At 70.6% G+C, this 10,970-nt stretch carries 9 protein-coding genes; 4 read left to right on the forward strand and 5 right to left on the reverse strand.

Annotated features, from left to right (window positions below):
- Window positions 1–9: 9 nt before the first annotated feature.
- Window positions 10–1,506 carry a GumC family protein gene (locus tag ABE438_RS10720; RefSeq protein WP_346502596.1) on the reverse strand — a complete coding sequence of 499 codons (1,497 nt, stop codon included), beginning with the start codon at window positions 1,504–1,506 and terminating at the stop codon, window positions 10–12.
- A gap of 275 nt (window positions 1,507–1,781) precedes the next feature.
- On the opposite strand from ABE438_RS10720, the gene ABE438_RS10725 reads away from it, so the two are divergent.
- Together ABE438_RS10725 and ABE438_RS10730 are read left to right on the forward strand one after the other, a co-directional pair.
- Window positions 1,782–2,945 (forward strand): mandelate racemase/muconate lactonizing enzyme family protein, encoded by a 1,164-nt coding sequence (locus ABE438_RS10725; protein WP_346502597.1) that lies wholly within the window; start codon window positions 1,782–1,784, stop codon window positions 2,943–2,945.
- 115 nt (window positions 2,946–3,060) lie between these two features.
- Entirely contained in the window at window positions 3,061–5,049 is a 1,989-nt protein-coding gene (locus tag ABE438_RS10730) for a protein meaA (protein ID WP_346502598.1), read from the forward strand.
- A gap of 39 nt (window positions 5,050–5,088) precedes the next feature.
- Here the strand turns inward: ABE438_RS10730 and ABE438_RS10735 are convergent, their stop codons facing one another.
- A complete protein-coding gene (locus ABE438_RS10735) occupies window positions 5,089–5,703 on the reverse strand; it encodes a J domain-containing protein (protein ID WP_346502599.1) in 615 nt (204 codons plus the stop codon).
- A gap of 80 nt (window positions 5,704–5,783) precedes the next feature.
- Between ABE438_RS10735 and ABE438_RS10740 the strand changes: the two genes are divergently transcribed.
- Entirely contained in the window at window positions 5,784–6,059 is a 276-nt protein-coding gene (locus ABE438_RS10740; RefSeq protein ID WP_346502615.1) for a BolA family protein, read from the forward strand.
- 4 nt (window positions 6,060–6,063) lie between these two features.
- Here ABE438_RS10740 and ABE438_RS10745 read toward each other — a convergent pair whose 3' ends face one another.
- The 3 genes from ABE438_RS10745 to ABE438_RS10755 all read right to left on the reverse strand — a co-directional run bounded on the left by ABE438_RS10745 (window position 6,064) and on the right by ABE438_RS10755 (window position 9,508).
- A complete protein-coding gene (locus tag ABE438_RS10745) occupies window positions 6,064–7,257 on the reverse strand; it encodes an MFS transporter (protein ID WP_346502600.1) in 1,194 nt (397 codons plus the stop codon).
- 58 nt (window positions 7,258–7,315) lie between these two features.
- A complete protein-coding gene (locus tag ABE438_RS10750) occupies window positions 7,316–8,482 on the reverse strand; it encodes an acetyl-CoA acetyltransferase (protein ID WP_346502601.1) in 1,167 nt (388 codons plus the stop codon).
- 123 nt (window positions 8,483–8,605) lie between these two features.
- Window positions 8,606–9,508, reverse strand: a complete 903-nt coding sequence (locus tag ABE438_RS10755; RefSeq protein WP_346502602.1) for an EamA family transporter — start codon at window positions 9,506–9,508, stop codon at window positions 8,606–8,608.
- 187 nt (window positions 9,509–9,695) lie between these two features.
- Here ABE438_RS10755 and ABE438_RS10760 point away from each other — a divergent pair.
- Window positions 9,696–10,970: D-alanyl-D-alanine carboxypeptidase family protein (locus ABE438_RS10760; protein WP_346502603.1), on the forward strand; the 1,275-nt coding region annotated here is incomplete at its 3' end.

Genomic DNA, 10,970 nt, shown 5'->3' on the forward strand with positions numbered 1-10,970 from the left:
CGCCCGGCCTCAGGCCGACGCCGGACGCGGATCGCGCAGATGGCGCCAGGCGCCGCGCATCAGCGCCAGCCCGATGCCGAGGCACAGGCCGAGCACGGCGGCGATGCCGAGCAGGATCACGGTGCGCGGTGGCCAGCTCTTGGCCTTGGGCGGCAGCGGCCGCGAGATCACCCGCACATTGGTGGTGTCGATCTGCTGGCGCTCGCCGATCTGCTGGGTGCGGGCGAGATGGGTCTCGTAGAGCGTCGCCTTGGCGCGGGCGTCGCGCTGCAGGTCGCGCAGCTGCACCTGCTCCTCATTATCGGTGAAGACCTTGCTGCGCTCGGCCGCGGCCTTCGCCCGCAGCATGGAGAGCGAGGAGCGGTCGCGCTCGAGGTCGCCCTTGGCGATGTCGAGGATGCGGCGCGCCTCGCGCTGCAAGGAGGATTCGACCACCTGCTGCTCGGAGAGCGCGGTCAGCAATTGCGGATGCCGGCTGCCGAAGGTGGCGCGGATCGAGCCGATCTGCTGCTGCAGCGTGTTGTACTGGGCCCGCAGCGTGTTCATCGTCGGCGAGTCGAAGACGGTGGCGCTGGCGGCGCGGCGCTGCGCGATCGCCGCGCTCATCTGGGCATGGCGCGCCTCGCTCTCGATCAGGCGCTGCTGCGCGGCCAGGACCTGCGTGTCGATCTCGCCCGAGAGCCGGGCGCTGACCGGCTCGCCATTGGCGATCTGCAATCCCTTGGAACGCCGATAATCCTCGACCTTCTGCTCGGCCTCGGTGACGTTGCGGCGCAACTCGTCGAGGCGGTTGTTGAGGTTGCGTACCACGCGCCCGGCGCTTTCCGCCGCCGACTGGAACAGCTCCTCCTCGAAGGCGTCGACGATGGCGTTGGAGATGGTCACGGCCTTTTCGGGGTCCTGCGCCCAGAAGCGCATCACCACGACGAAGGAGCGCTCCTCGCGCCGCGCCTCGACGCGCTCCGACAATTCGCGCATCACCGCGAGCTTGGTGTCGCCGCCGCCGCTGCGCGCGCCCGAGAACAGCGCGGTGAGGGGCGCGAACAGGCCGGGCTTCACGAACTCGCTGTCATGGGTCAGGTCGAGCTTGTCGATGACGCGCGACAGCACGTTGCGCGAGGTCAGCACGCGCAGCTTGCTCTCGACCTCGAGCAACTGGGCGTCGCGCTGCGGATTGGTGGTGAAGACGTCGTCGCGCACGACGTTGAGGTTGGACGGGTCGATCAGGATGTCGGTGAACACGGTGTAGCGCGGCGGCGTCACCATCGCGTAGAGCAGCGCCGCGATCAGGCAGGCCGCGACCGCGGCGATGATCCAGCCCAGCCCGGCGCGCAGCCAGCCCAGGATCTCGGCGAGGCCGACATCGGCGAGCTGGCCGATCCGCGAGAGCGGGCCGCCGTCGCCGCGCGGGACCGCGCCGCGCGCATCGGCCGTCGCAGCCCCGCCCAGCGCCCCTGCGGCGGGCCGCGGCGTCTGGCGTGGCTCCGACTCCTTCGGCGCGTACATGCCCGTCTTGCCCTTACACAACACTTCAAAACGGCAGGGATCCAAGCGGTCCCTTATAGCCGCAAAGGGATAGGTCCGTCGCTTCAACATTGCGTTAATCGGCTGAAACGCCTCGCTAATCAGGCTTAACCGAGCGTTGCGCCGCCGGGCCTGCGAGGCTGCGATCCGCTGCAAACCGCGCTTTTACCTGCCCTTTGGTCATGGCGGGGTCGCCAGTGCCGAGTCTGGCCTGCGCCGCGACGAGCCGGCATAAAGACCGCAGGAGGAGACCATCCATGCGCATCGTCGACGTCCGCGAGATCACCCAGCCGATCGCCTCGCCGATCCGCAACGCCTATATCGACTTCTCCAAGATGACGACGAGCCTGGTCGCCGTGGTCACCGACCTGGTCCGCGACGGCCGCCGGGTCGTCGGCTACGGCTTCAACTCCAACGGCCGCTACGGCCAGGGCGGGCTGATCCGCGAGCGCTTCGCCCCGCGCCTTCTGGACGCGGACTGGCGCGAGCTGCTCGACGAGGCCGGCGACAATCTCGACCCCGACTGCTGCTGGGCGGCGATGATGCGCAACGAGAAGCCCGGCGGCCACGGCGAGCGCTCCGTCGCCGTCGGCACGCTCGACATGGCGATCTGGGACGCCACCGCCAAGATCGCCGGCAAGCCGCTGTTCCGCCTGCTGGCCGAGCGCCATGGCCGCGAGGCGAACCCGCGCGTTTTCGTCTACGCCGCCGGCGGCTACTACTATCCCGGCAAGGACGACGCCCAGCTGCGCGCCGAGATGCGCAGCTATCTCGACCGCGGCTATCGCGTGGTGAAGATGAAGATCGGCGGCGCCTCCCTCGCCGAGGACCGCCGCCGCATCGAGGCCGTGCTCGCCGAGATCGGCGGCGAGGCCAGGCTGGCGGTCGATGCCAATGGCCGCTTCGACCTCGAGACCGCGATCGCCTACGCCAAGGCGCTGCGCGACTATCCGCTGTTCTGGTACGAGGAGGCGGGCGATCCGCTCGACTATGCGCTGCAGGCGGCGCTCGCCGAATTCTATCCCGGCCCGATGGCCACCGGCGAGAACCTGTTCGGCCACCAGGACGCCCGCAACCTGCTGCGCTATGGCGGCATGCGGCCGGACCGCGACTGGCTGCAATTCGACTGCGCCCTTTCCTACGGGCTGTGCGAGTACCAGCGCACGCTGGCGGCGCTGACGGTGGCCGGCTGGGGCTGGGACCGCTGCATCCCGCATGGCGGCCACCAGATGTCGCTCAACATCGCCGCCGGCCTGGGCCTGGGCGGGAACGAGAGCTATCCCGACCTGTTCCAGCCCTATGGCGGCTTCCCCGACGGCATCCGCGTCGAGGACAGCCACATCGTCATGCCCGAGCTGCCGGGCATCGGCTTCGAGGGCAAGGGCGACCTGATCCGGGTGATGCGCGAACTGGCCGACTAGGCCGGCGGCGGCCGCGGCCTCATCCCAAGGTCGCGCAAGGGCGGCGCTGGCGTTCCTTTCGCGGCGGTGCAACATTGGTTTTGCACCGGCTCGAAACTGGCCTCAGGGGAACGCCATGACCGCGATCGGCCCGATGGGGGAGACGCCCGCCCAGCGCGACAAGCCCTGGATCTTCCGCACCTATGCCGGCCATTCCGACGCGGCCGAATCCAACCGCCTGTACCGGACCAACCTCGCCAAGGGCCAGACCGGCCTCTCGGTCGCCTTCGACCTGCCGACGCAGACCGGCTACGACCCCGACCATGTGCTGTCGCGCGGCGAGGTCGGCAAGGTCGGCGTGCCGGTGACCCATCTCGGCGACATGCGCACCCTGTTCGACGGCATCCCGCTCGCGCAGATGAACACCTCGATGACGATCAACGCGACCGCCGCCTGGCTCTTGTCGCTCTACATCGCCGCAGCCGAGGAACAGGGCGCCGACCGCGCCGTGCTGCAGGGCACCACCCAGAACGACCTGGTGAAGGAATATCTCTCGCGCGGCACCTATGTCTTCCCGCCGCGCCCCTCGATGCGGCTGACCACCGACATCGTGGTCTTCGCGGCCAGCGCGCTGCCGAAATGGAACCCGACCAACGTCTGCTCCTACCATCTCCAGGAGGCCGGCGCCTCGCCGGTGCAGGAACTCTCCTTCGCACTCGCCACCGCGATCGCCCTGCTCGACTCGATCAGGGCGAGGCCCGAGGTCGCGCCCGAGGCCTTCGGCGCCGTGGTCGGGCGCATCTCCTTCTTCGTCAACGCCGGCATGCGCTTCGTCACCGAGCTGTGCAAGATGCGCGCCTTCGTCGAGCTCTGGGACGAGATCACCCGCGACCGCTACGGCGTCACCGACGAGCAGCACCGCCGCTTCCGCTACGGCGTGCAGGTCAACTCGCTCGGGCTGACCGAGCCGCAGGCCGAGAACAACGTCTACCGCATCCTCATCGAGATGCTGGCGGTGACGCTCTCCAAGAAGGCCCGCGCGCGTGCCGTGCAGTTGCCGGCCTGGAACGAGGCGCTCGGCCTGCCGCGGCCCTTCGACCAGCAATGGTCGCTGCGCATGCAGCAGGTCCTGGCCTATGAGACCGACCTGCTCGAGTTCGGCGACATCTTCGATGGCTCGCGCGAGATCGACGCCCGCGTCGGCGCGCTGAAGGCCGCGGCGCTGGAGGAGCTCGCCCGCATCGACGCGATGGGCGGCGCGCTCGCCGCCGTCGAGAGCGGCTACATGAAGCAGGCGCTGGTCGAGAACGGCGCCCGCCGCATCGAGGCGATCGAGCGTGGCGAGCAGGTGGTGGTCGGCGTCAACCGCTTCACCACCAGCGAGCCCTCCCCGCTGTCGGCCGGCGACGGCGCCGTGGTCACCGTGCCGGATTCCGTCGAGATCGAGGCGATCGGCCGGCTGAAAGCCTGGCGGGCCGCGCGCGACGGCAAGGTGGTCGAGGCCGCCCTGGCCGAGCTGGCCAGCGCCGCGAAAGAGGACCGCAACGTCATGCCGGCCTCGATCGCCTGCGCCAAGGCCGGCGTCACTACCGGCGAATGGGCGCAGACCTTGCGCGAAATCTTCGGCGAGTACCGCGCCCCGACCGGCGTCGACACCACCAGACTCGGCGACGATAGCGGGCTCGCCACCGTCAAGGCGGCCGTGGCGAAGGCGACCCAGCGCCTCGGCCGGCCGCCGCGCTTCCTGGTCGGCAAGCCGGGGCTCGACGGCCATTCCAACGGCGCCGAGCAGATCGCGGTGCGCGCCCGCGACGCCGGCATGCAGGTCAGCTATGGCGGCATCCGCCAGACGCCGGAGGAGATCGTGGCGCAGGCCCGCGAGAGCGAGGCCGACATCGTCGGGCTCTCGATCCTCTCCGGCTCGCATCTGCCCCTGGTGCGCGACGTCACGGCCAGGCTGCGCGTCGCCGGCATGGACGTGCCCGTGGTGGTCGGCGGCATCATCCCGCCCGAGGACGAGAACGCCCTGCGCAATATGGGGGTGGCGGCGGTCTACACGCCGAAGGACTTCGCGCTGGACGGCATCATCGCCGACGTCGCCGGCCTCGCCGCCCGCAAGGGCTGAGACCGGCGGGAGCCCTGAGGCTGAGAGCGGCAGGCGCCGCTAGACCAGCCCCTGCGACTTCAGCGTCTGGTACGCCTTGAGGATTTCCTGCAGCGCGCCCTCGCGCGAGCGGTCGCCGCCATTCGCGTCGGGATGGAGCCGCTTCACCAGCTCCTTGTAGCGCGCCTTGATCGCGTCGCGCTCGGCGGTCTCGTCGAGGTCGAGGGTCTCCAGCGCCTTGCGCGCCAGCACGCCCAGCCGCGGCTCCGGCGTCGGCGCCTTGCCGCCGCGCCGGTCGAAGAAGCCGAACCCGTCCTCGACCTCCGCGCCGGCCTCGCCGCCGGCGACGCGGCCGCGCTGGCCCATGCGCGCCGCCTTCGAGTTGACGCCGAGCTTCCAGGTCGGCCGGTGGCCGGTCTCCTCCTGCTTCTGATAGGCGGCCAGCGCCTCGTCGGTCATCCCGGCGAAGTAGTTGTAGGTCGCGTTGTAGGCCTTCACATGCTCCAGGCAGAACATGAAGAAGCGGCCCTCCTTGCCGCGGCCCATGGGCGCGCGAAATTCGCCGGCGCGGGTGCAGCCGGGATGGTCGCAGCGGCGTGCATCGGGCTCCGGCGCCTCGGGGGCATCCCCGGCGCCGATCCTGATGCGGTCGAAGAGAGGCGAATTGAAGTTCATGCTGGACGGGTTATGAGACCGGAACGGGGAACCGACAAGTGCGCCGCAGCATCACAGCGGCGCGTGAAAAGGGCATCAACATGGCGACGATGGCGGAACGGATCACCACCAAGCTGGAAGCGGCGCTGGCGCCGGCCCGGCTCGCGGTCGTCGACGACTCCCACAAGCATCACGGCCATGGCGGCTGGCGCGAGGGCGGCGAGACCCATTTCAGCGTCGATATCGTGTCCGAGGCCTTCGCCGGCAAGAGCCGGCTGGCGCGTCACCGCCTGGTGAACGACGCCCTCGCCGAGGAACTGGCCGAGCGCGTGCACGCCTTGGCGATCAGGGCGCGCGCCCCGGGCGAGCCCGGCTGAGGCGTCACGGCCCCCGGCGCTCCGGCGCGAAGCGATAGATCGCCGTCGCCGCCAGCAGCAGCACGGCGAACACCCAGTGCAGGGTGACGAAGGCGCTGGCCGCATCCTGGCCCGACGCCCGCGCTGCCGCGATCAGCCAGCCGGAGCCCGACTGCACCAGCGCCGCACCGGCGATGAACAGGAAGTTGACGAAGGTCACCCCGCGCCCGACCAGATGCTCGGGGAAGAAGCCGCGGGCATGCGCCATCAGGATGGCGTAGGTGAAGCCGGCCGCGCCGATCAGCGCGAACAGCGTCACCGCGGCGGCGAGCGAGCCGCTGCCGAACAGCGCCAGCAGCACGAAGCAGGCCGCCGTCGCCAGCGAGCCCCAGAACACCAGCGGCTGGCTGCGGCCGAGCCGCTTCTGCAGGCCGCCATAGATGAAGGCCGCGATCGTCATGGCCAGCGCCATCGCCAGCGTGGCGTGGCCGGCGGCGACGGGGTCGAGCCCGTGCACCTCGCGCATGAAGGGCGCGATCCACAGGCCGCGCACCGTCGCCACGATGGCGTAGCCGACCAGGGTCAGCGGCGCGAGCAGCCAGATCGCCCGGATGCGGGCGATGCTGCGCAGGCCCTCGATCAGCCCCTCCTGCCGGCCCGACGCGTCGACCGCCGGCGGCGGGTCGCGCGCCAGCAGCACCGCGAGCATGGTCGAGAGCAGGAAGAGCACGGCGAAGCCCATCATGGTCGGGCGCCAGCCATAGGTCTCCGCCGCCAGCGCCAGCGGCGTCGCGCCGGCGAGGTTGCCGAGCGAGCCGATGCCGATGAACAGCGAGGTCAGCAGGCCGAAGCGGCCGCGCTCCTGGGTGCGGGCGAAGAGATAGAGCGCCGACATGAACACCGGCGCGCAGCCGACGCCGATCAGCGCCATGGCGAGGATGGCGAGCCCCGCATGGGTGGTGGCGGCGAACAGGAAGGCGCCGATGCAGCCGACCGCCATGGACACCGCCACGGTGCGGCGCGGGCCGACGCGGTCGAGCGCCCAGCCGACCGGGAACTGCGCCAGCGCGAAGGCGATGAACCAGGAGGCGCCGAGCAGGCCGAAGGTGGCCGGCCCGATCGCCAGGTCCCGCATCACCGGCGCGGCGATCACGCTCAGGAAGGAGCGGTAGAAGATCGACAGGATGTAGGCCGGCAGCAGCGCGAGGAAGATGGTCACGCCTTGTCTCCGGCGGCAGTCGGGGCGGCGGGCGCGGGGCCCGCCGCGATCCGGTCGGTCACTTCACGCGCTCGAGCACCGAGACGTAGTTCGCCACGGCCGCGCCGCCCATGTTGAAGATGCCGCCGAGGCGCGCATCCTTGACCTGCATGCCCTCCGGCGCCTCGCCGGCGAGCTGCATGGCGCTGAGCACGTGCATGGAGACGCCCGTCGCGCCGATCGGATGGCCCTTGGCCTTGAGCCCGCCCGAGACGTTGACCGGCAGTTTGCCGTCCTTCTGGGTCCAGCCTTCCTTGATGGCGCGGGCGCCGTCGCCCTCCTTGGTCAGCCCCATCGCCTCGTATTCGAGCAGTTCGGCGATGGTGAAGCAGTCATGGGTCTCGACGAAGGAGAGGTCGTCCAGCGCGATGCCGGCATCCGACAGAGCCTTCTGCCAGGCCAGCGCGCCACCTTCGAACTTCAGGATGTCGCGGCGCGACATCGGCAGGAAGTCCTGGACATGGGCGGTGCTGCGGAAGCCGATGGCCCGGCGCATGCCCTTGGCGGTCTCGGCATCGGCCAGCACCAGCGCCGCGGCGCCGTCGGAGACCAGAGAGCAGTCGGTGCGCTTCAGCGGGCCGGCGACATAGGGGTTCTTCTCGCTCTCTTCGCGGCAGAAGGCGAAGCCGAGATCCTTGCGCATCTGGGCATAGGGGTTCTCGACGCCGTTCTTGTGGTTCTTGGCCGCGATCATCGCCAGCGCGTCCGACTGGTCGCCATGGCGCTGGAAATAGGCGTTGGCGATCTTGCCGAACACGCCGGCGAAGCCGCCCTGGGTGTCGCCTTCCTGCGCCAGATAGGAGGCCTTGAGCAGGTTGCGGCCGATCTCCGGCCCGGGCGTCGTGGTCATCTGCTCGACGCCGACGACCAGCACGACCTTCGCGCCGGTCTGGATGGCGCGGATGCCCTGGTGCACCGCGGCCGAGCCGGTGGCGCAGGCGTTCTCGACGCGCGTCGCCGGCTTGAAGCGCAGCGCCGGATCGGCCTGCAGCACCAGCGAGGCGGTGAAGTCCTGCGCGGAGAAGCCGCCGTTGAAATGGCCGAGCACGATCTCGTCGACCTGGTCGGCGGTGATGCCGGCATCGACCAGCGCGTCGGTGGTGACGCGGACGATCAGGCTCTCGACGGTTTCGGCGTCCTGCTTGCCGAACGGCGTATGGGCCCAGCCGACGATTGCAGCGCTCATGGTGCGGTCCTCCTTGTCGTGCAGATACACATCTGTGCCCGCCGCACCGGCCGCCGGCAAGCCGGCATCCGCGCATGGCGCCCGTGCGAGGAAAGGCCTGCGGGCCGCGCTGTCAAGCGCGGCTCAGACCGAGAGGATCAGCAGCACGCCGACGCCGATCACGATCAGCGCCATGCCCGCGAGCTCGCGCCGCGTCGTGCCCTCGGCGAAGATCCGGCGCGAGGCGAGCTGCGCCAGCGGCACCTCGACCAGCGCCAGCGTGCGGACATTAGCCGCCGTGGTCAGCGAGAAGCCGATGAACCAGAACTGCGATGCGGCCGCGCCGAGGAAGCCGGCCGTCAGCGAGGGCCGCCAGTTCTGCAGGCTGAGCACCAGCGCCCGGCGGTTGGCCGCCAGCATGTAGACGGTCAGGATCAGCGTCTGCAGGAACAGGCCGAGCGCCAGCGTCGTGGTGGCGCGCAGCATGAAATTTCCCTCGGGCAGCGCCTGGATCGCGCCGCGATAGCCGATCGCCGACAGCGCGAAGGCGGCGCCCGCCGCGATGCCGAGCGCCGCCGGGCGCAGGCCCGCCGCCGTCAGCTTCTCGCCCTTCTTCCACGAGACCAGCACCACGCCGGCCGTGGCGACGACGATCGCCGCCAGCTTCGGCCAGCCCAGCGTGTCGCCGAGCAGGAAGGCGCCGAACAGCGCGACCTGCACCGGCTCGGTCTTGGTGTAGGCGGTGGTGACGGCGAAGGAGCGCTCGCGCATCGCCGCCAGCATCAGCGCCGTCGCCAGGATCTGGGCGATGGCGCCGAACAGGGTGATGCCGAGCTGGCGGCCATCCGGCACCGGCGGCAGCCGCCCGCTGGCGAGGCAGACGATCGCCAGGAAGACCAGTGCGAAGGGCAGCCCGTAGAGGAAGCGCACCTGCGTCGCGCCGACCACGCCGATGATCTCGGTGAGCGAGCGCTGGGTCAGGTTGCGCGCGGTCTGCAGCGCGGCGGCGGCGAGCGTCGCCGGGATCCACAACAGGGCGAGGCTCACGCGATTCTCCACGGGGCGGCGATGGGTCGCGCCTGCTTTGAACCTCCGGCCGCGGCTATGCAAATCACCCCGGGAAGGGTAGGTATGCGTGGCCTGCGAGGCCGGATTTCGCCCGCGGTCTCGAAATCGCCGCATGCGTCGCGTTGAAGCCCTTCGCCCCGACAAGCCAGGTCAAAGAATTCAGCCGATGACAGCCTTTCGCCTCGCCGCCGGCCTCGCGCTGGCCTCGTTGCTCGCTTCGACCCCGGCCGCGCTGGCCGGGACGAGCCTGGTGATCGACGCCGGCACCGGCAACATCCTCTCGGCCGAGAATCCGACCCAGGCCTGGCACCCGGCCTCGACCACCAAGATGATGACGCTCTACGTCGCGCTGAAGGCGGTGCGCGAGGGACGCATCGGGCTGGACACCGCGATCCCGGCCTCGGCGCTTGCCGCCAAGCAGCCGCGCGTCAAGGTCTACATCAAGGCCGGCCAGGAGGTAACGCTCGACAACGCACTGCGCATCATGATGGTGAAGTCGGCCAACGACATCGCCTATGTGATCGCCGAGGGCGTCGGCGGCGATGTCGAGAGCTTCGTCGCCAGCATGAACGCCGAGGCCCAGCGCCTCGGCATGGGCGACAGCCATTTCGTCAACCCGAACGGCTGGCACCATCCCGACCAGCAGACCAGTGCGCGCGACCTCGCCATCCTCGCCATGGCCCTGATGCGCGAATTCGGCCAGTACTCCGACTACTGGAACACCGGCGCGGTGCAGCTCGGCAAGCAGCTGCTGCAGAACACCAACGGGCTGGTCGGCCGCTATCACGGCATCAACGGCTTCAAGACCGGCTTCGTCTGCGCCTCCGGCTTCAACGTCGTCGCCACCGCCACCCGCGGCGGCCGCACCCTGATCGCCGTTGTCATGGGTGCGCTCTCCGGCTCAGAGCGCACGGTCAAGGCCGCGCAGCTGCTCGACGACGGCTTCGGCAAATGGAGCGGCATGGGCGGCAACGTCGCCGGCTTGCCCTCCGGCTCCGGCGGCCGGGCCCAGAACATCTGCGCCGATGTGCGCCGCGGCGGCAGCCCGCTCGGCGACGATGTCGACACCGCCGGCCCGATCACCTTCGCGCCCAGCCCGCATGGCGGCAATGCCGAGGGCACCTCGGACCGCTTCCCCGTCGCGGGCCAGGCGCCGGCCGGCGTCGGCTCCTCGCTGCTGACCCGCTCGCCCTCGGGCCGCGTCACGCTCGGCCCGCGCGCGCCGCTGCAGACCGTGCAGGTCTCCTTCGGCCGCACGCCGGCTTCCGACCGTGCGCCGCTCGCCGCCAATGTCGCCGCCCGCGGCGGCAGCCGCGTCGCCGGCGAGGCGATCACGCCCGGCGCCCCGGTCGCCGCCGGCCTCGTGCCCGGCGGACGCACCGGCTCGGGCAACGGCGCGATCCCGTCGACCTCCTCGGCCTTCGCGCCTGTGACCCAGCAG

The organism is Allobosea sp. TWI1241 (assembly GCF_039673065.1).
Taxonomy (GTDB): Bacteria; Pseudomonadota; Alphaproteobacteria; order Rhizobiales; family Beijerinckiaceae; genus Allobosea.

Excerpts from the sequence above, each read along its gene's own strand:
- ABE438_RS10720 (WP_346502596.1), bottom strand. The coding sequence starts at position 1,506 with ATGTACGCGCCGAAGGAGTCGGAGCCACGCCAGACGCCGCGGCCCGCC.
- ABE438_RS10725 (WP_346502597.1), top strand. The coding sequence starts at position 1,782 with ATGCGCATCGTCGACGTCCGCGAGATCACCCAGCCGATCGCCTCGCCG.
- ABE438_RS10730 (WP_346502598.1), top strand. The coding sequence starts at position 3,061 with ATGACCGCGATCGGCCCGATGGGGGAGACGCCCGCCCAGCGCGACAAG.
- ABE438_RS10735 (WP_346502599.1), bottom strand. The coding sequence starts at position 5,703 with ATGAACTTCAATTCGCCTCTCTTCGACCGCATCAGGATCGGCGCCGGG.
- ABE438_RS10740 (WP_346502615.1), top strand. The coding sequence starts at position 5,784 with ATGGCGACGATGGCGGAACGGATCACCACCAAGCTGGAAGCGGCGCTG.
- ABE438_RS10750 (WP_346502601.1), bottom strand. The coding sequence starts at position 8,482 with ATGAGCGCTGCAATCGTCGGCTGGGCCCATACGCCGTTCGGCAAGCAG.